The sequence below is a fragment of the Streptomyces sp. NPDC001606 genome, assembly GCF_053596835.1.
In genome coordinates, this window is sequence record NZ_JBSFHC010000008.1 from 66,210 (window position 1) to 84,367 (window position 18,158).

Sequence of the window (18,158 nt, forward strand, 5' to 3'; positions counted from 1 at the left end):
GCGCCTCACCGGGCCGCCCCCTGACGCACCTTCGCCGCCGCCTTTCTCGCCGCCACCAGGACCGGGTCCCACACCGGGGAGAAGGGCGGGGCGTAGCCGAGGTCCAGGGCCGTCATCTCCTCCACCGTCAGCCGCGCGGTGAGCGCCACCGCGGCGATGTCCACCCGCTTCGCCGCGCCCTCCCGGCCGACGATCTGCACGCCGAGCAGCCGGCCGGTACGGCGTTCGGCGAGCATCTTGACCGTCATCGGGGAGGCACCCGGGTAGTAGCCCGCGCGGCTGGTCGACTCGATGGTGACCGTCTCGTACGCGAGACCCACCCTGCGGGCGTCCTTCTCGCGCAGCCCCGTACGGGCGATCTCCAGGTCGCACACCTTGCTGACGGCCGTGCCGACCACGCCCGGGAAGGTGGCGTAGCCGCCGCCCGCGTTGGTGCCGATGACCTGGCCGTGCTTGTTGGCGTGGGTGCCCAGCGGGACGTACTGCTCCTGGCCGGAGACCAGGTTCAGCACCTCCACGCAGTCGCCGCCCGCCCAGATGTTCTCGTGGCCGCGCACCCGCATGGCGAGGTCGGTGAGCAGGCCGCCGTGGGCGCCGAGGGGGAGACCGGCCGCCTCGGCGAGACCGGTCTGCGGGCGGACGCCGATCCCGAGGACCACCACGTCCGCCGGGTACTCGGCCTCCCGGGTGGCCACCGCGCGGACACCGCCGTCCGCGTCGGTGAGGATCTTGGTGACCTCGGCGTCGTTCGCCATGGCGATGCCCAGGCCCTCCATGGCCCGGTGCACCAGCCGGCCCATGTCCGGGTCGAGCGTCGACATGGGCTCCCGGCCGCGGTTGACGACGGTCACCTCGAAGCCGCGGTGGAGCAGCGCCTCGGCCATCTCCACGCCGATGTAGCCCGCCCCCACGACCACCGCGCGGCGCCCACGCGCACGCGTGAGCGTGTCGAGCAGGGCCTGGCCGTCGTCCAGGGTCTGCACACCGTGCACCCCCGCGGCGTCCGCGCCGGGCAGGTCCGGACGGACCGGGCGGGCGCTGGTGGCGAGGACGAGCTTGTCGTACGACGTCCAGGACTCGGCCCCGGAATCGACGTCACGCGCGCGTACCCGCTGTCCGGGAATGTCGATCTCCACCACCTCCGTGCGCAGCCGCAGATCGATCCCGCGGGCCCGGTGCTCCTCGGGGGTGCGGGCGATCAGGTCGTCGCGCTCGGCCACGTCGCCGCCCACCCAGTACGGGATGCCGCACGCCGAGTAGGAGGTGAAGTGCCCGCGCTCGAACGCCACGATCTCCAGCTCGCCGGGGTCCTTCATCCGCCGCGCCTGTGACGCGGCGGACATCCCCGCCGCGTCCCCGCCGATCACGACCAGCCGCTCCATGCCACCGTTGCCCATGGGGACACGCTAGGGCAGGACCCGCCGTCCGCACCCGGTGATCCCGGGTCCCGGACGGAGTGTCAGCGGGGTCTGAGAGAGTGGGGGCATGAGCGCAAGGGGTACCGAAGCGGAGCACGCCGTCGTCGTCGGAGCCGGTATCGCCGGCCTGGCCGCCGCCCACCGCCTGCTGGCACGCGGCGTCCGCGTGACCGTCCTGGAGGCCTCCGACCGGGTCGGCGGCAAGCTGCTGCCCGGCGAGATCGCGGGCGTGCGGGTCGACCTCGGCGCCGAGTCGATGCTCGCCCGCCGCCCCGAGGCAGTGGCCCTCGCCCGGGAAGTCGGCCTCGGCGAGCGGCTCCAGCCGCCGGCCACCGCCACCGCCTCGATCTGGACCCGCGGCGCCCTGCGTCCCATGCCGAAGGGCCATGTGATGGGCGTCCCCGGCACCGCCGCCGCACTGTCCGGAGTCCTGTCCGACGAGGGCCTGGCCCGGATCGAGCAGGACGCCGGCCTGCCCCGCACCGAGATCGGTGACGACGTGGCAGTCGGCGCGTACGTGGCCGCCCGGCTCGGCCGCGAGGTCGTCGACCGGCTGGTCGAGCCCCTCCTCGGCGGGGTCTACGCGGGCGACGCGTACCGCATCTCGATGCGCTCGGCCGTACCCCAGCTCTTCCAGGCCGCCCGCGCCCACGCCTCCCTCACCGAGGGCGTCCGGGAGATCCAGGCCAAGGCCGCCGCGAGCGCGCAGACCGGCCCGGTCTTCATGGGCATCGAGGGCGGGGTGGGCACACTGCCCCTCGCCGTCGCCGAGTCCGTCCGCGCGCGCGGCGGCGAGATCCTCACCGGGACGCCCGTGACCGGGCTGCGCCGGGAGGCCGGCGGCGGCTGGCGGGTCGCGGCCGGCGACCGGGAGCTGCACGCCGACGCGGTGATCGTCGCCGTACCCGCCCCGGCCGCCGCGCGGCTGCTGCGCGCCGAGTCCCCGGCGGCCGCCGCCGAACTGGCCGCGATCGAGTACGCCTCCATGGCCCTGGTCACCCTCGCCTACCGGCGCACCGGGCTGGACCTGCCCGAGGGCAGCGGCTTCCTCGTCCCGCCCGTCGACGGCCGCACCATCAAGGCCTCCACCTTCGCCTCCCGCAAGTGGGGCTGGATCGCCGAGGAGGACCCCGACGTGGTCGTCCTGCGCACCTCGGTCGGCCGCCACGGCGAGACGGAGATCCTCCAGCGCGACGACGCCGAACTGGTGGAGGTCTCCCGGCACGACCTGCGGGAGGCCACCGGACTGGACGCCGTACCCCTGCGCACCCGGGTCACCCGCTGGACCGACGGCCTGCCGCAGTACCCGGTGGGCCACCACGCGCGCGTGGCCCGCGTCCGGGAACACATCGCCAAGCTGCCCGGCCTCGCGGTGTGCGGGGCGCAGTACGACGGCGTCGGCATCCCGGCGTGCATCGCGAGCGCCAATGCCGCGGTGGACCAGCTGGGCGGAGATCTGCGCGGTGTGCAGCAGCTCACCGCGGCCCCGGTGCAGAGTCTGCACGGCGGAGCAGGAGAATAAGGGACATGAGTGACGACGCCTCCACCACCGAGTCCGGCAGGATCCCGAACAAGGGCAAGCTGGCCAAGGACCTCAACGAGGTCATCCGCTACACCCTCTGGTCCGTCTTCAAGCTGAAGGACGTACTGCCGGAGGACCGCGCGGGATACGCCGACGAGGTCCAGGAGCTGTTCGACCAGCTCGCCGCCAAGGACGTGACGATCCGCGGCACCTACGACGTCTCCGGCCTGCGGGCCGACGCCGACCTCATGATCTGGTGGCACGCCGAGACCAGCGACCAGCTCCAGGAGGCGTACAACCTGTTCCGCCGCACCAGGCTCGGCCGTGCGCTGACCCCGGTGTGGTCGAACATGGCGCTGCACCGCCCCGCGGAGTTCAACCGCTCGCACATCCCGGCGTTCCTCGCCGACGAGACCCCGCGCAACTACGTGAGCGTGTACCCGTTCGTGCGCTCCTACGACTGGTACCTGCTGCCCGACGAGGACCGCCGCCGCATGCTCGCCGACCACGGCAAGATGGCCCGCGGCTACCCGGACGTGCGCGCCAACACGGTCGCCTCCTTCTCGCTCGGCGACTACGAGTGGCTTCTGGCCTTCGAGGCCGACGAGCTGTACCGCATCGTCGACCTCATGCGCCACCTGCGCGGCTCCGAGGCCCGCATGCACGTCCGCGAGGAGGTCCCCTTCTTCACGGGCCGCAGGAAGGACATCGCGGATCTGGTGGCAGGCTTGGCCTGAGCGCAGGCCGCCTCACCGCCGGCCGACCCTGCCGGCGAGGGTGCTCTGCGCCCTCGGCCCGGCCGCCGGAGGCCTGTGCGGGGCACAGGACGCATGCCGCTCCGGCACCCGTCCCGCCAGCAGATACGCATCGAGGTACGCGTTGACGCACGCATTGGGGCCGCCCCCGATGCCGTGCGTCCCCGCGTCCCGCTCGGTCACCAGCGCCGAACCGGCCAGCCGCCGGCTCATCTCCAGCGCCCCCGGGTACGGCGCGGCCGCGTCCCGCTCGGCCGCCAGGATCAGCACCGGCGGCAGCTCACCCGGCCCGGTCCGCACGTCCAGCGGCCGCTGCCGGGGCGCCGGCCAGTAGGCGCACGGCAGATTCATCCACGCGTTGTCCCAGGTCTCGAAGGGCGCAGAGCGGGCCAGCCGGGTGTTGTCCCGGTCCCACACCTTCCAGTCCGTCGGCCATGGCGCGTCGTTGCACTCGACGGCCGTGTACACCGCGCTGCCGTTCTCCGCCTCCGCGGCCGTCTCCGGGCTCGGGGCGGCCAGCCGGACCAGCGGCTTGGGGTCGCCGTGCAGATAGGCCGAGAGCGCGGCGGCCCGGCTCGGCCAGAAGTCGTCGTAGTAACCCGCGGTCAGGAACGCGTTCTGCAACTGGCCTGGCCCGACCGTGCCGCCCGCCGCCTTCCGGCCCAGCCGCTCCCGCGCCGTGTCGTAACTGCGCTGCACCTTCGCGGGGGTGTCACCGAGCCGGTACACGGCGTCGTTGTGGGCGATCCACTCCCGGAAGTCCGCCCAGCGGTCCTCGAACGCGGCCGACTGGTCCAGGTTGTCGCGGTACCAGATCTTCTCCGGGTCCGGGTCCACCGCCGAGTCCAGCACCATGCGCCGCACATGCGAGGGGAACATCGCCGCGTACAGCGCGCCGAAGTACGTGCCGTACGACGCGCCCATGAAGGTCAGCCGGTCCTCGCCCAGCGCCGCCCGCAGGACGTCCAGGTCACGGGCGTTGTTGAGCGAGTTGAAGAAGCGCAGGCCGCTCCCGGACCGCTGCGCGCAGCCGCGGGCGTACGCCTTCGCCTGGGCGATCCGCTGCCGCTTGTAGCTCTCCGAGGGGTGCTCCGGCGCCGCGGTCGGTGCCTTGAGGAAGTGCGCGGGGTCCACACAGGACAGCGGCGCCGAACGGCCCACTCCGCGTGGGGCGTAGCCGACCAGGTCGTAGGCGGCCGCGATCTGCTTCCACTGCGGGACCGCGCCGATCAGCGGGAAGTACATGCCGGAGGCGCCCGGCCCGCCCGGGTTGTAGACCAGGGCGCCCTGCCGGGGCACCTTCCGCTTGCTGTTGCGCGGGTCCCGCTGGGTGGCCCGGACCCGGCTGACGGTGAGCCGAATCCGCCTGCCGTCGGGGTGCGCGTAGTCCAGCGGGACGGTCACGGTGCCGCACTCCAGGCCCTCCGGCGCGTCCGGTACGTCGGCCGCGGAACAGGCCCCGAAGTCGACACCCGCCGCCCGGGCCCGGGCCACGGCCACCGCGGTGCCGCGCAGCTCGGCCGTGCCGGGGGTGCCGGGGAGGCTGCCGGGACCGCCGGGTGCGCCGCCCGCGGGGGCCGCGGCCAGGCTGGTCAGGAGCAGGGAACCGGCGGCCGAGTACAGGGCGGCAGTTCTCATCGCGAATCCCTTCGGTGAGCGGCGGCGATGGCACGGCTGCCATGGCCCGGCGACCACAAAAGGGATGTTTCGTATGACTGTCGGGGAAGGCAAGCACCACCCGGCCGGTGTCGGCGCCAATGCCCCCTGTGCGCCCCCCGAAGCCCTTCGGCGCCCTCAGGACCTCTCTTTGCCCCTAGGGCCTCTCTTTCGGATCTTGCCGGCGTCGCGGGCCCTGGCACGCACATCTGCTGCGTTGTCGTCCCTCTCCCCCACGCTCGGCTGCGCTCGCGCGGGGGGACCCCCATCGCTCCGCGTCGACTCGGTCCTCCGCCTTGCATCTGCACGCACCAGAGCCCGCTCGGGTCGGCCGAGAAGGCGCCGGCGCCGCAGCCGACCTGATCCGAAAGAAAGGCCCTAGTCCCGCCAGTGGGGCTGGTCGCGGTGGGCGAAGGCCGCGCGCAGCTCCGGTTCGCCGATCGCGCGGACGCCCCGCATGGCGACCGAGGTGAGGAAGGACCGTTCGTCACCGGCCGGCCTGCGGGCCAGGGCGCCCAGCAGTCGCTGACCGGCCGGGGAGGCCCAGCGCGAGTACGGGTGCACCTCGAAGCGGGCGATGGCCAGGCAGCTCAGGGACAGGACGACGGGCAGCGCGAACCACAGGCCGACCAGCAGCCGGGACGTCCCCGACTCGACGGGCAGCAGCAGCGCGGTCACCCCGAGCAGCAGCGCGGCCGCGGCGGCGGCCCGCACCTGCCGTACGGCGGCCCCCACGGTCCCCGTACGGGCGCCGTCGGGTACCGCGAGGCCCGCGTGCACCAGTCCGTCGGCCAGCCGCCGTACCGCCTCCGCGCCGGCCGTCCGCGCCCGCACCGGTGCGATCCGGGACTGGCCCTCCGGCCCTATCGCCCCTATGACGGACTTCTCGAGCTCGTCCCGGCCCCGCGGGTCCACCACGGTGGCCCAGCCGGTGTGGGCGAGCAGCAGACGGCGCTGCCGGGCCATCGACACGAGGGTCACGTCGGCGACCCGGGCGGGGCCGCCGGAGAGGAAGGCCGCCTCGTACAACGTCAGCGCGTGCTCCCGGTCCGCTGTCGCGGCATCCGTGTCGACGGCGGCCGCGCGGGCTGCCGCCAGACACAGCCGGGTACAGGCCGTACCGGCGAAAGCCCAGGCCAGGAGCAGGAGTAGGACCCAGAACATGACGTGTTTCTATGTCACGGCCCCGGGCCCGCGCCATGGCATTTCCCGTATCCGGACGCGCTGTTGCGGCTTTGTGACGTTCCGTTCGCCGCGCAGGTCAGGGGCCGGGTGTGACCGGGACGGCGGAGGCGGGTGCGACCGCGGGCGGGGTCGGTACGGGGGTGGCGGAGGCCGCCAGTTGGCGGGCGAGCGAGGCGAAGTCGACGTACCCCGTCGCCTCCAGGACCTTGATGTGGTCGAGGACGGTCGCGTTGGCGTCGTCGGCGAGATCGCGGACCAGGGAGTTCTGGGTGCCCGCCCGGACGGCGGCGACCAGCGAGAAGACCCGGCCGTGGGCGAGGCGCAGCAGGCCGGCGAACTGGCGGTCGAAGTCCTGGCCCTGGGCCGTGTTCAGGGTGGCGAGCCACTGCTTCTGCTGCTCGTTCGGCTCGTTGGGCAGCGGGACGCCGAGCTGGGTGGCGACGGTGCGCACATGCGCGTCGAGGGAGGTGTGGCCGTCGATCAGGTGCCGGCCCGCCGCGCGTACGGCCGGGGTGGTGCCCTTGTGCTCCGCGAGCCGGCCGGCGGGCAGCTCCCACAGTCCCGCCAGCCGCACCTTGGTGATGAAGTCCTGGTCCTGCGCGGACAGCGGGCCGTACGGCGTGGTCACGGTCCGGGCGCTCAGGGTGGCCGCGCCGGCGGGCTGCTGCCGGTCGGCGTAGGTCCACAGCGGGTACAGCAGCGCGACCGTGGTCGCCGCGAGGGCCGCGATGACGAGCCCGGTGCCGCTGAATATGCCTCGACCCTGGATCGGGGGACGCGGTCGCATGGTGACTCCTGCTACGCACCGCACACCACGGTGGGTCGGGGGGCGGGTGCGGGGTGGTACGGGCTGGTGCGGGGTTGGATATTACTGGGCGGTGGGCGATGGGGGAGGGTCGCGGGGAGGCACGGCTGGGAAGCGCGCTGTTTCCGGCCGGGGGCGGCGCGGCTGGGGTGCGTGTCGTCGGGGCAGTTGGGGTGCGCGCCGGTTCCGGCCACGGGTCGGTATCGCTCCGGCCGCGCCGCGCCCCGCCCGCCTGCACGGCCGCGCCCCGCCCGCCCGTACCGTCCGCGCCTCACCTCCTCCCCGGCAGCACCCTCCGCGCCGCCCGGGCAATCCGCGCTCGCCGCCCGTGGGGCCTCGGTGCCGGGCCCGCCCGGTCCAGCCACCACTCGCGCAGCGCGGCGTCCGCGCCGCCCGGCAACGGCGCCCCGCTGCGCAGCACATGCGCCGCGAAGTCGAGGGCGTCCCGGCGGTACCCCCCGCTCATCGGCCGCTCGCGGGCGTACTCCAGGAACGCCGGCCGGTACCCCGCCCCCAGAATCCTCGGCAGTTCCGGCGCGACCTTCGCCACCACGTCCGCCCGCTTCGCCGCCAGCGCCCGCGCCTGCACCCCCATCCGCACCCGGTCGAACCCCTCCGGCACCGGCGTCCCCGCCACCAGCGCCGACAGCACGGCCGCCTGGGCGACCCCGAGCCGCTGCCGGGTGGCCTCGCGGACCTCCACCCCGGCCGTCGCCGGCGCCAGCACGGCCACACCCCCGCCCCCGGCCGCCGTACGGCCACCGGCCGCACCGGCATCAGCGGCACCCCGCCCCGTACCCCGAGCCCGCTCGGTCGCACCGGCATCAGCGGTACCCCGCCCCGTACCCCGAGCCCGCCCAACCGCACCGTCATCAGCGGGACCCCGCGCCGCACCCCGCCCCCGCCCCACCGCCACCGCCGCCCGGATCGCCGTCAACTCGGCCTCCAGCTCAGCTGGTTCGGGGAAGTTCTCGTCACGCTCCAGGAGCACCCCGGGCGGGGCCACCCGGGTGGAGAGGTCGGTCAGGAGGTCGAGGACCGGGCGGGGGACGGGGTGGGCGTGGCTGTCGTGCCAGACGCCGTCGCGTTCGAAGCCACCCGCGACATGGACGTAGGCGAGCGCCTCCAGCGGCAGCGCGGCCAGCGCCTCGGCCGGGTCCTCGCCCCGGTTGACGCGGTTGGTGTGCAGGTTGGCGACATCGATCAGCAGCCGTACGCCGGTCCGCTCGACCAGCTCGGACAGGAACCGCCCCTCCGTCAGCTCCTCGCCCGGCCAGCCGAACAGGGCGGCGATGTTCTCCAGGGCGAGCGGCACCGGCAGCGCCTCCTGGGCGATGCGGACGTTCTCGCACAGCACGTCCAGGGCGTCCCGGGTGCGCGGCACCGGCAGCAGGTGCCCGGCCTCCAGCAGCGGGGACGCGGTGCGCGGGCCGCCCGCGCGGACGAACGCGATGTGCTCGGTGACCAGCGGGGCGCCCAGCGCCTCCGCCCGCTCCGCCAGCGCCGTCAGCCGGTCCGGGTCGGGCCGGTCGGCGCCGCCGAGGCCGAGGGACACGCCGTGCGGGATCACGGTGACCCCGCGCTCCCGCAGCCGCAGCAGGGACTCGGGGAGATGGCCGGGGCAGACGTTCTCCGCCACGACCTCCACCCAGTCGATGCCCGGCATGCGCTCCACGGCCTCGGCGATCTCCGGCCGCCACCCGATCCCCGTGCCCAGTGCCCGCATCCGTGTCCCCCTCCTCGTCCGTGAGGGGGGTATGGCCCCGGCGCACCGCACCGAATCACCTACGGGCTTCCTTCAGAGCAACATTTGAGGTTCCGCCGGAGGCGCGGGCTTCGGCGGGATATTCCGATCAGGATCATGACAGCGGAAGCTACTGTGCGCTGATGACCGAGATCAGCATCCTGGGCGAAACCACCGACTGGCAGGCGGACTTCGAGCGGCGGCTGCACACCGCGTACACGGCGGCCGGGCTGACCGCGGCCGCGGCGGACCGTCTGATCGAGAACGGCCGCGCCGACGTCGCTGACTGCACCGTCGCCGAGATCACGGACGCCGGGACCCGCGTGGGGCACATCGCCGTGGCCACGGCCGACGACCGCAACGGCGTCCCCACGGGCCGGATCCACGACCTGCACATCGACCCGCGCCACGCCGGCCGGGGCCACGAGCAGACCGCCCGGGACTGGGCCGAGGCCTGGTGCGAGGAGCGGGGCGCACACCGGATAGACGTGACGCTCACCGAGCCCGCCGGCGAGCTGTTCGCCGGGTACGGCGTCCGCGCCCAGTTCCGGACCCGGCCGATCGACTCCCCGCCGGACGCGCTGGACGGCGTCACCGTGCGGCCCATGACGCCGGACGAGTATCCCGAGTGGGTCGCCGCCGAGAAGGCCCAGTACGCCGGGGACATCATCCGGGCCGGGTTCCTGAGCCCCGAGGACGCCGTACGCAAGGCCGACCGGGACTTCGCGGAGCTGGTCCCCGAGGGCCTCGACACGCCGGACCACACCTTCCTGGTGCTGGAGGCGGCGGGGGAGCGGATCGGCACCGGCTGGCTGAAGCACGGGTACCTTCCCGGGGTCAGCTACGGCTACTCCCTGTACATCCACGAGCAGCACCGGGGGAAGGGCTACGGCCGGGCCGCGATGACGGCCGGTGAACAGGCGACGCTCGCGGCCGGCGACTCGGTGCTGATGTTCACCGTGTGGGGCGGCAACGAGGTCGCGATGGGCCTGTACACCAGCACGGGCTACCGCGTCCTGGAGGAGGCCCGCTCCCTCCCCCTGCCGCGCGCCGGTTCCTGAGGTCCGTCGCCGCGCGGGCGGTCAGCCGCGCGGGCGGTCAGCGCAGGGCGGGATGGTCCGCCACGACCGTGCAGGAGCCCGGGGCGATCTCGGTGAAGCCCGCGTCCCGGACCAACGGCAGCCCCGAGCGGGTCAGTTCCGGCCAGGCGGCGGGGTCCGCGGTGCGGACGGCCAGCGGGAAGCCGGCGTCCCGCCAGGCGGTGCGCTCCGTGTCGGACAGTGCCCACCAGGCCAGTTGGGCGCCGTGCCCGGCCTGCGCCATCGCCTTGCCGGCCGACATCTCCAGCTCGGGGTTGAGCCACAGCACCGGCTCGGCGGAGCCGGCCGCCGGCGGCGGCTCCGGGTCGTCCAGTTCGGTGCCCGACACCTGGAGCTTGGCCAGCTCCTTGGGCCAGCCGTCCAGCGGGACGGGCGGAAAGACCCGTACCTGCGCGGACGTTCCGGTGAGCGTGATGCCGGGCAGCGCCTCGGCCCGCCGCCACTCCGCGCCCCGGGCCCGCCGGACCACCTTGCGGATCCGGGCGTCCTCCCAGTTCCGTACCGCCTCGGCCCACTCGCCGTCACCGAGCGCCCGGGTGTCACCGAGCAGCACCAGCACCGCCCGCGCGGCCGTCTCCAGCGCGTCGGTACGGGCCGGCGGCGCGGCACGCTCGATCCGCACCACGAGGGGCAGCACGAACTGCGGTGCCTCGTCGCGGACCGTGCGGTCGGCGTGGAAGGGGCTGTCTCCGGGGGGCGCTGAAACACTGCTCACACCGGCCAACTCTACGGGGCGCGGCCCCCGCACCCCGCCCGGCCGACCACAATGGCCCCATGCACCATGACCTGCGCCTGACCGCCGTCGGCCGCCGCTACGGCCTGCGCGGCCCCTGGGTGTTACGCGGGGTCGACCTCACCGTCGCCCCCGGCACCCTCATCCGGGTGGAAGGGGCGAACGGCACCGGGAAGTCCACCCTGCTCCGGCTGCTGGCCCGCCTCGACGCACCCACCGAGGGCCGGGTCACCGGCCGCCCGCGCACCGCCTACGTACCCGAACGCTTTCCCTCCGCCCTGCCCTTCACGACGATCGGCTATCTGACCCACCTCGGCACCGTCCACGGCCTCGGCCGCGCCGACGCCGCCCGCGCCGCGGGCACCTGGCTGGAGCGGTTCGGCGCCGCCGCCTACGCCGGTACGCCGATGGCGCGGCTGTCCAAGGGCAGCAGCCAGAAGGTCGCCGTCGCCCAGGCCCTGCTCGGCGAGCCGGAACTGCTGGTGCTGGACGAGGCGTGGACCGGGCTGGACACGGCCGCGCGGGCCGAGCTGGAGCGGGCGGTGGCCGAGCGGACCGCCGCCGGGGGCGCCGTCGTCTTCGTCGACCACGACCCCCGCCGGCTGGCCGGGGCGCCGGACGCCACGTACGCCGTGACCGACGGCCGGCTGGAGCGCCGTACCGCGACGCCGCGTCCGCAGACCGGGCCGCTCGCCCGGATCACGGTCCGGGGACCGGCCGGCGGACAGCTGCCGCCGGACGCGGTGCGCGCCCTCGCCTCCGCCGAGGAGACCACGCCCGGCACCTACCGGCTCACCGTCCCCGCCGCCCGCTCCGACGTCCTGCTGCGCGCGCTGCTCACGGCCGACCTGCCCTGGCACGTGGCGAGCGTCGCCACGCCCCCGGACCCCGCGGCTGCCCCCGACCACTTCCAGGACCGCCCATGACCGCACTCCTGCGCTACCAGGCCGACCTGCTGCTGCGCTCGCAGCGGTGGCTGCCGCCGGTGATCCTCTACGTCGCCTTCCTCGGGGTCGGTGTGCAGAGCGGCGAGCCGATCCTCGACTCGCTCGGCTACACGGCCGCCGGGCTGCTGCCGGTCGCCGCCTGGCTGGTACGGATCTGTGTCACGGCGGAGCCGCCCGCGGCCCAGGCGTGTGTGGCCGCCGCGCGCGGGCCGGTCCGGGCCCACCTCGCCTGTCTGCTGACCGCGCTGCTGGCGGCCGTGCTGCTCGGGGTGGCCGCGACCGCGGTCTTCACACTGGTCAGCGACGCGGCGAGCAACGGCCACCGGATCCCGGTGCCCCGGCTGCGGGCGGCCGCGGCCGGGCTGCCGGCGACCCTCGTCTGCGCGCTGCTCGGCGCGGCCGTCGGCGCGCTCACCAACCGGCCGGTGCTGCGGTCCACCGGCCGCGCGGTCCCGGCGATGCTGCTGGGCGCGCTGCTCGCGGTGGTGGTGACCGGGTCCCCGGCGCAGGCCGCGGTCAGTGGTCTGGTGATCGGTTCGCAGACCGGCCGGGCGCCGCTGTCGCTGCTGCCGCTGGCCGGGGCGGCCGTCCTCACGGCGGCCGCCTTCGCCCTGGCCGCGGGTCTCACCGCGCGCCGCTCACCCTGAACAGGCGGTGCGCTGCGCCTCCTGCCACTCGCACACCGGGCACAGCGTGATGCCCTTGTACGACTCCGGGTACTCCGTGGGCTGCCGGCACAGCACGCACTCGGCGTACGGCGGGCCGTCGGCCTGCGGCGGCCGCGGAGCCGCGGCGACCGTGCAGTAGTCCTCGTCGCTCATACGTCCAGCGTAGTGAGCGGCGGCCGTCACGGTTCCCGCCGTTCCAGCGGGTGCACCGCCGGACCCTGGAGCACGCTGCCGTCGACGGCGAACCGGGAGTCGTGGCAGGGGCACTCCCAGGCGCGTTCGGCGCGGTTGAAGCCGACCAGGCAGCCCAGGTGGGTGCAGCGGGCCGAGACCGCATGCAGCTCACCCGCGTCGTCCCGATGCACGGCGACCCGCCCGCCGCCGGCCGCCCGGACCACGGCGCCGTCGCCGGGCGCGATGTCGTCCGTCGAGGCCGGCGGTTTGAGCCGGTCGCCGACGAAGTGCCGGGCCACCTCCGCCTGCGTCTTCAGCAGTGCCGGTGCCTCCCGCACCACCGGCTTCAGCCGGCGCGGGTCGTACAGCTCCCGCCAGGCGCAGTCCCGGCCGGTGATCAGCGCGGTCAGCAGCAGCCCGGCCATGATGCCGCCGCTCAGCCCCCAGCCGCCGAAGCCGGTGGCCACATAGGTGTGCCGGGCGGCCGGGTGCAGCGGGCCCACCATCGGCACGGTGTCGGTGGCGTCGTTGTCCTGGGTGGCCCAGGCCTGGTTCAGCGTCACGCCGGGGAAGTGCCGCTCGGCCCAGCCGGCGAGGGCGTCGAGACCGGCCCGCACATCGCCGGTGCCGGGCGTGAAGTGCTCCCCGGTGACCACCAGCAGCCGCTGCCCGTCCGCCCCGAACGGCGCGGTGCGCACGGACCGGGTGTTCTCCTCCGGCGTGATGTACATGCCCTCCGGGTCGGCGCCGTCGCCCAGCGGCCCGGCGACCACCAGTTCCCGGCGCGGGGAGAGGCGGGGGAACAGCAGGGCGCGGTCGAACACCGGGTAGTGGGTGGCGACGACCACGTCCCCGGCGGTCACCGTGTGGCCGGCCTCGGTCGTCACCCGGCAGGGCCGCCCGCCCTCCTGGAGACCGACGACCCGCGTCCGCTCGTACACCTGCCCGCCCCGCGCGAGCAGATCCTCGGTGAGCGCCCGCAGATACCTGACCGGGTGGAACTGCGCCTGTCCGGACACCCGGACCGCGCCCGCCACCGGGAACGGCAGCCCGGTCCTGGTCGTGAACGCGGCCGGCAGCCCCGCCTCCCGCGCGGCCTCCGCCTCCGCCCGCACCTCGTCCACCCGCGCCTGGTCCCGTACGAAGGTGTAGGCGTCCCGGGTCTCCCACTCGCAGTCGATGCCCAGCTCGTCCACCAGCCCCTTGGCATGCTCGATCGCCTCCGACTGGGAGCGGGCGTACAGCCGCGCGGCCTCGGGGCCACGGGTGCGCCGCAGCCGGTCGTAGACCAGGGTGTGCTGGGCGGTCAGCTTGGCGGTGGTGTAGCCGGTGACCCCGGCCGCCACCCGCCCGGCCTCCAGCACCACCACCCGCAGCCCGGCCCGGGCCAGCGCATGTGCGGTGCTCAGCCCGGCGATGCCCGCGCCGACGACGGCCACATCGGCGTCCAGATCCCCGTCCAGGGCGGGAAGCTCGGGCCCCGGGGCGGTCCGCAGCCAGTACGAATCCGTGAGTTGCGGTTGCTCGCGCATGCGCGCCGGGTACCCGCCTACCTCTGGTTCAGCAGCCGGTCCCGGCATTCCGCCACATCGAACCCGGGCTTCGGGTACTGCGGGTCCAGGGCCGTCAGATGCTCCAGCAGCAGCCGGCTGACGGCCCAGTTGCGGTACCACTTGCGGTCCGCGGGGATCAGGTACCAGGGCGCGTACGGCGCCGCGCAGTGCTCCAGGGCCAGCTGGTAGGCCTCCTGGTAGGCGGGCCACCGGGAGCGCTCGTCGATGTCGCCGGGGGCGAACTTCCACTGCTTGTCCGGGCGGTCCAGCCGGCGCAGCAGCCGGCGCCGCTGCTCCTTGTACGAGATGTGCAGGAAGCACTTGACGAGGGTCACGTCGTCCTCGGCGAGGGACCGTTCGAAGTCGTTGATCAGGCCGTAGCGGCTGCCGATCTCGGCGGGCGGGACGAGATGCCGGACGCGGGCGATGAGGACGTCCTCGTAGTGCGAGCGGTCGAAGATGCCGATCTCGCCCGGCTCGGGCAGCGCCTGCCGCACCCGCCACAGGAAGTCGTGCCGCCGCTCCTCCTCCGTCGGCGCCTTGAACGCCCGGATCCGGCAGCCGGAGGGGTTGAACTGGCCGATGACATGCTTGACCGTGCCCCCCTTGCCGCTGGTGTCCATGCCCTGGAGCACCAGCAGCACCCGCCGCCGGTCCCCCGCGGTCCCGGCGGCCCACAGCCGCTCCTGCAACTCGGCCAGACACGCGCCCATCCGGCCCGTGTCCGCCCGGGACACCTTCTTCCCGCCGGGCGCTTCGGGCGTGGCCCGGCTGTCGTACGCGGCCAGCTCGACCGGTTCCCCGACCGGCAGCCGCAGCACATCGCGGAGTTCCCCGGTCACCCGCAGCCCCTAACCACCCCGGACCTCGCCGTCCCCGTCGGGCAGCGCCTGCTGCTGCCCGCCCTGTCCGCCCCGCTCCAGGAAGTGCAGCAGCTCCACCGGGATCGGCAGCACCAGCGTGGAGTTCTTCTCCGCGGCCACCGCCATCACGGTCTGGAGGAGCCGGAGTTGCAGCGCGGCCGGCGTCCCGGCCATCTGCTGGGCCGCCTCCGCGAGCTTCTTGGAGGCCTGGAACTCCGCGTCCGCGTTGATGATCCGGGCCCGGCGCTCCCGGTCGGCCTCGGCCTGGCGGGCCATGGACCGCTTCATCGTGTCCGGCAGGGACACGTCCTTGATCTCCACCCGGTCGACCTGGACACCCCAGCCGACGGCCGGGCTGTCGATCATCAGCTCCAGCCCCTGGTTGAGTTTCTCGCGGTTGGAGAGCAGGTCGTCCAGGTCGCTCTTGCCGATGATCGAGCGCAGGGACGTCTGCGCCATCTGCGAGACCGCGAACTTGTAGTCCTCGACCTTCACCAGCGCGCTCGTCGGGTCGATCACCCGGAAGTAGACGACCGCGTCCACGCGGACCGTGACGTTGTCCCGGGTGATGCCCTCCTGGGCGGGGACCGGCAGCGTCACGATCTGCATGTTGACCTTTTGCAGCCGGTCGACGAACGGGATGATCAGCTTGAAGCCGGGCGTCCGGGCGTCACCGGCCACCCGGCCCAGCCGGAACAGCACCCCGCGCTCGTACTGCTTGACCACGCGGGCCGCCATCGCGAGATACACCAGACCGAAGACGGCCGCCGCGGCGATCGCTCCCAGCAGCTCCTGGACCATGTCGACCTCCTCGCACAGAGGTCTGGTTTGTCTGTTGCTGCAACGATATGCCCGCGGCGGCCGAAGCGGCCATGCCGGGATTACGCGGCGGCGGTCAGCACCCGCACCGGCTCGGTGCCGGCCGCGCTGTGCCGCTCGGCCCAGTTCTCCAGGGCCGTACGACAGGCGTGGTCCAGATGGTGCAGCCCGGACAGGTCCAGGCGGACCGGGCGGTCCTGGGGCAGCGACTCCAGGGTGTCCAGGATCTTCGGCAGGCGCAGGAAGGTCGCGTTGCCCGACAGATACGCCTCGATGGGGCCGGCGCCCTTGTCGACGATCTCCAGCTTGCCGTGCGAGGCCTCCCAGGCGGTCTTGACCACCGCCAGCGCCAGGCCGATCAGCACCCCCTCGAACATGCTGACCGCGACGATGGACACGGCCGTGGCGGCGAGGACCACCGCCTCGCCCCGCTGCTCGCGCCAGAGCGCGGCCAGCGCCCGGACCGGGACCAGCTTCGCCCCGGAATAGATCAGGATGCCGGCGAGCGCCGGGATCGGGATGTAGCCGAGCACGCCCGGCAGCAGCGCGGTGAACAGCAGCAGCCATACGCCGTGCAGCACCCGGGAGGCCTTGGTGCGGGCGCCCGCCTGGACGTTGGCCGCGCTGCGCACGATCACCGCGGTCATCGGCAGCGCGCCGAGCACCCCGCACAGCGCGTTGCCGACGCCCTGGGCGACCAGCTCCTGGTCGTACCGGGTGCGTGGGCCGGAGTGCAGCCGGTCCACGGCCGCCGCGCTGAACAGCGACTCGGCGGACGCGATCAGCGTGAACGCGAGGACCGTGCCGAGCGCGCCGACGGCCGCCAGCTCGCCGAACGCGCTCAGCGGCGGCGGCTGGACCGAGCCCAGCAGCCCCTGCACCTCGACGGTGGCCACCGGCAGGTCCAGCGCGAACACGGCCACCGTGGCGAGGCCGACCGCGGCCAGCGGGCCGGGAAGTGTGCGCACCTTCGCCGGGACGTGCTTCCACAGCAGCAGCACCGCGACGGTGCCCGCGCACACCGCGAGCGAGGCCAGCGCCCTGCCCTCGCCCAGGGCGTCCACGAACGCCCCGGGCAGCCCGGCGATCTTGCCCAGGCCGGAGTCGGGAGCCTTCGCGGCGAGCGCCGGGTACAGCTGTCCGGCGACGAGCACCAGCCCGATCCCGGCCAGCATGCCCTCCACGACGGAGACCGAGATGGCGCGGAACCAGCGGCCGAGCCGCAGCAGGCCCATGCCCACCTGGAGCAGTCCGGTGGCGAGGACGAGCGCACCGAGCATCGGCAGCCCGAACTCCTTGACCGCCTCGAAGACCAGCACGGTCATGCCGGCCGCCGGCCCCGAGACCTGGAGGCTGCTGCCCCGCATCAGCCCGGTGACGATGCCGCCCACGATGCCGGTGACCAGGCCGAGTTCGGCCGGGACCCCGGAGGCGACGGCCACGCCCACGCAGAGCGGCAGCGCGACCAGGAAGACCACGAGCGAGGCGGCGAAGTCCTGCCGCAGATAGGGGAAACGGGCTATCGGAGTGGTGTCGTTGCTGGTCATCGGCGCGCTCACAGGGACTCGAAGGTGTCGGTCTGCGGGCGGTGCGTCCGTACGGAGCCGGTGTGCACCTCGTAGTACCAGGCGTGCAGGGTCAGCCGGCCGTCCGCCAGTCTGCGCTCGACGCAGGGGTACGAGCGCAGCCGCAGCAGCTGGGTCAGGACATGGGCCTGCACGCCCTCGGCGACCTCCGGGTCCTCGGGCGCGCCGGCCGGGCGCGGGGTGGCGTGCGCGAGCCAGTCGCGTACGGCGGGTACGGCGGTCAGGTCGTCGCCGCGCACCAGCGCGCCGACGGCACCGCAGTGCGAGTGGCCGCACACGACGATGTCGCGGACGCCGAGCACCTCCACGGCGTACTCGATGGTGGCCGCCTCGCTGGTGGGCTGCTCGGAGGTGTGCGGCGGGACGATGTTGCCCGCGGTGCGCAGCTCGAAGAGCTGGCCGGGGCGGGCGCCCGTGATCAGGGCCGGGACGACCCGGGAGTCGGAGCAGGTGATGAAGAGGACCTCGGGGGACTGGCCTTCGGCGAGCGGGGCGAACTCCTCAGGGCGCTGTCCGAACGTACGGGCGTTGTCGATGAGGGGCTGCATGTGTGTGGGTTCCTCCTGGCGCGCCTGCGTGGCGCGTCGGACGTGCACGACAGGGGTGGGGGGAGCGGAGCCGCGGCGCGGC

General features: G+C 74.3%; 17 protein-coding genes. 5 read left to right on the forward strand and 12 right to left on the reverse strand.

Annotated elements, in window-relative coordinates:
- Nucleotides 1–5 precede the first annotated feature (5 nt).
- Complete coding sequence (locus ACWCV9_RS16995; protein ID WP_450787442.1) at nt 6–1,397, reverse strand: FAD-dependent oxidoreductase; 1,392 nt, start codon at nt 1,395–1,397, stop codon at nt 6–8.
- A gap of 88 nt (nt 1,398–1,485) precedes the next feature.
- Between ACWCV9_RS16995 and hemG the strand changes: the two genes are divergently transcribed.
- Together hemG and hemQ are read left to right on the forward strand one after the other, a co-directional pair.
- Nucleotides 1,486–2,940, forward strand: a complete 1,455-nt coding sequence (gene hemG, locus ACWCV9_RS17000) for a protoporphyrinogen oxidase (protein WP_450787444.1) — start codon at nt 1,486–1,488, stop codon at nt 2,938–2,940.
- 5 nt (nt 2,941–2,945) lie between these two features.
- A complete protein-coding gene (gene hemQ / locus ACWCV9_RS17005; RefSeq protein WP_385840602.1) occupies nt 2,946–3,677 on the forward strand; it encodes a hydrogen peroxide-dependent heme synthase in 732 nt (243 codons plus the stop codon).
- A gap of 12 nt (nt 3,678–3,689) precedes the next feature.
- On the opposite strand, the gene ACWCV9_RS17010 is transcribed toward hemQ, so the two are convergent.
- The 4 genes from ACWCV9_RS17010 to ACWCV9_RS17025 form a co-directional block, all read right to left on the reverse strand.
- Complete coding sequence (locus ACWCV9_RS17010) at nt 3,690–5,333, reverse strand: alpha/beta hydrolase (RefSeq protein ID WP_450787445.1); 1,644 nt, start codon at nt 5,331–5,333, stop codon at nt 3,690–3,692.
- 396 nt (nt 5,334–5,729) lie between these two features.
- Nucleotides 5,730–6,515, reverse strand: a complete 786-nt coding sequence (locus ACWCV9_RS17015; RefSeq protein WP_450787447.1) for a TIGR04222 domain-containing membrane protein — start codon at nt 6,513–6,515, stop codon at nt 5,730–5,732.
- A gap of 97 nt (nt 6,516–6,612) precedes the next feature.
- Nucleotides 6,613–7,323 (reverse strand): DUF4142 domain-containing protein, encoded by a 711-nt coding sequence (locus ACWCV9_RS17020; RefSeq protein ID WP_450787448.1) that lies wholly within the window; start codon nt 7,321–7,323, stop codon nt 6,613–6,615.
- Nucleotides 7,324–7,612: 289 nt separating this feature from the next.
- Nucleotides 7,613–9,067 carry a multinuclear nonheme iron-dependent oxidase gene (locus ACWCV9_RS17025; RefSeq protein ID WP_450787450.1) on the reverse strand — a complete coding sequence of 485 codons (1,455 nt, stop codon included), beginning with the start codon at nt 9,065–9,067 and terminating at the stop codon, nt 7,613–7,615.
- A gap of 161 nt (nt 9,068–9,228) precedes the next feature.
- On the opposite strand from ACWCV9_RS17025, the gene ACWCV9_RS17030 reads away from it, so the two are divergent.
- A complete protein-coding gene (locus tag ACWCV9_RS17030; RefSeq protein WP_450787452.1) occupies nt 9,229–10,146 on the forward strand; it encodes a GNAT family N-acetyltransferase in 918 nt (305 codons plus the stop codon).
- A 37-nt stretch (nt 10,147–10,183) separates the two neighbouring features.
- Here ACWCV9_RS17030 and ACWCV9_RS17035 read toward each other — a convergent pair whose 3' ends face one another.
- Nucleotides 10,184–10,900, reverse strand: a complete 717-nt coding sequence (locus tag ACWCV9_RS17035) for a peptidyl-tRNA hydrolase (protein WP_450787454.1) — start codon at nt 10,898–10,900, stop codon at nt 10,184–10,186.
- Nucleotides 10,901–10,959: 59 nt separating this feature from the next.
- On the opposite strand from ACWCV9_RS17035, the gene ACWCV9_RS17040 reads away from it, so the two are divergent.
- Both ACWCV9_RS17040 and ACWCV9_RS17045 read left to right on the forward strand, forming a co-directional pair.
- Nucleotides 10,960–11,844: an ABC transporter ATP-binding protein gene (locus tag ACWCV9_RS17040; protein ID WP_450787456.1), complete on the forward strand. Its 885-nt coding sequence runs from the start codon at nt 10,960–10,962 to the stop codon at nt 11,842–11,844.
- On the forward strand, nt 11,841–12,512 hold the full coding sequence (locus ACWCV9_RS17045; protein ID WP_450787457.1) for an ABC transporter: 672 nt from the start codon (nt 11,841–11,843) through the stop codon (nt 12,510–12,512). The genes ACWCV9_RS17040 and ACWCV9_RS17045 overlap by 4 nt, the downstream gene beginning before the upstream one ends.
- Here the strand turns inward: ACWCV9_RS17045 and ACWCV9_RS17050 are convergent.
- From ACWCV9_RS17050 to ACWCV9_RS17075, 6 genes are all read right to left on the reverse strand, one after another.
- Nucleotides 12,504–12,686: a hypothetical protein gene (locus tag ACWCV9_RS17050; protein ID WP_385840613.1), complete on the reverse strand. Its 183-nt coding sequence runs from the start codon at nt 12,684–12,686 to the stop codon at nt 12,504–12,506. The two genes, ACWCV9_RS17045 and ACWCV9_RS17050, sit on opposite strands and share 9 nt — an antisense overlap.
- A gap of 26 nt (nt 12,687–12,712) precedes the next feature.
- Complete coding sequence (locus tag ACWCV9_RS17055; protein ID WP_450787458.1) at nt 12,713–14,239, reverse strand: FAD-dependent oxidoreductase; 1,527 nt, start codon at nt 14,237–14,239, stop codon at nt 12,713–12,715.
- Nucleotides 14,240–14,256: 17 nt separating this feature from the next.
- Nucleotides 14,257–15,102: a PPK2 family polyphosphate kinase gene (locus ACWCV9_RS17060; RefSeq protein WP_450787460.1), complete on the reverse strand. Its 846-nt coding sequence runs from the start codon at nt 15,100–15,102 to the stop codon at nt 14,257–14,259.
- A 9-nt stretch (nt 15,103–15,111) separates the two neighbouring features.
- A complete protein-coding gene (locus ACWCV9_RS17065) occupies nt 15,112–15,924 on the reverse strand; it encodes a slipin family protein (RefSeq protein WP_450787461.1) in 813 nt (270 codons plus the stop codon).
- A gap of 80 nt (nt 15,925–16,004) precedes the next feature.
- On the reverse strand, nt 16,005–17,489 hold the full coding sequence (locus ACWCV9_RS17070) for a SulP family inorganic anion transporter (RefSeq protein ID WP_450787463.1): 1,485 nt from the start codon (nt 17,487–17,489) through the stop codon (nt 16,005–16,007).
- Between the two features lie 8 nt (nt 17,490–17,497).
- On the reverse strand, nt 17,498–18,076 hold the full coding sequence (locus tag ACWCV9_RS17075) for a carbonic anhydrase (protein ID WP_385840620.1): 579 nt from the start codon (nt 18,074–18,076) through the stop codon (nt 17,498–17,500).
- Between the last annotated feature and the right edge of the window lie 82 nt (nt 18,077–18,158).

Bases quoted from the DNA above. Each gene is read 5' to 3' on its own strand.
- ACWCV9_RS16995 (WP_450787442.1), bottom strand. From the start codon at position 1,397: ATGGGCAACGGTGGCATGGAGCGGCTGGTCGTGATCGGCGGGGACGCG.
- hemG (WP_450787444.1), top strand. From the start codon at position 1,486: ATGAGCGCAAGGGGTACCGAAGCGGAGCACGCCGTCGTCGTCGGAGCC.
- hemQ (WP_385840602.1), top strand. From the start codon at position 2,946: ATGAGTGACGACGCCTCCACCACCGAGTCCGGCAGGATCCCGAACAAG.
- ACWCV9_RS17010 (WP_450787445.1), bottom strand. From the start codon at position 5,333: ATGAGAACTGCCGCCCTGTACTCGGCCGCCGGTTCCCTGCTCCTGACC.
- ACWCV9_RS17015 (WP_450787447.1), bottom strand. From the start codon at position 6,515: ATGTTCTGGGTCCTACTCCTGCTCCTGGCCTGGGCTTTCGCCGGTACG.
- ACWCV9_RS17020 (WP_450787448.1), bottom strand. From the start codon at position 7,323: ATGCGACCGCGTCCCCCGATCCAGGGTCGAGGCATATTCAGCGGCACC.
- ACWCV9_RS17025 (WP_450787450.1), bottom strand. From the start codon at position 9,067: ATGCGGGCACTGGGCACGGGGATCGGGTGGCGGCCGGAGATCGCCGAG.
- ACWCV9_RS17030 (WP_450787452.1), top strand. From the start codon at position 9,229: ATGACCGAGATCAGCATCCTGGGCGAAACCACCGACTGGCAGGCGGAC.
- ACWCV9_RS17040 (WP_450787456.1), top strand. From the start codon at position 10,960: ATGCACCATGACCTGCGCCTGACCGCCGTCGGCCGCCGCTACGGCCTG.
- ACWCV9_RS17045 (WP_450787457.1), top strand. From the start codon at position 11,841: ATGACCGCACTCCTGCGCTACCAGGCCGACCTGCTGCTGCGCTCGCAG.
- ACWCV9_RS17050 (WP_385840613.1), bottom strand. From the start codon at position 12,686: ATGAGCGACGAGGACTACTGCACGGTCGCCGCGGCTCCGCGGCCGCCG.
- ACWCV9_RS17055 (WP_450787458.1), bottom strand. From the start codon at position 14,239: ATGCGCGAGCAACCGCAACTCACGGATTCGTACTGGCTGCGGACCGCC.
- ACWCV9_RS17065 (WP_450787461.1), bottom strand. From the start codon at position 15,924: ATGGTCCAGGAGCTGCTGGGAGCGATCGCCGCGGCGGCCGTCTTCGGT.
- ACWCV9_RS17070 (WP_450787463.1), bottom strand. From the start codon at position 17,489: ATGACCAGCAACGACACCACTCCGATAGCCCGTTTCCCCTATCTGCGG.
- ACWCV9_RS17075 (WP_385840620.1), bottom strand. From the start codon at position 18,076: ATGCAGCCCCTCATCGACAACGCCCGTACGTTCGGACAGCGCCCTGAG.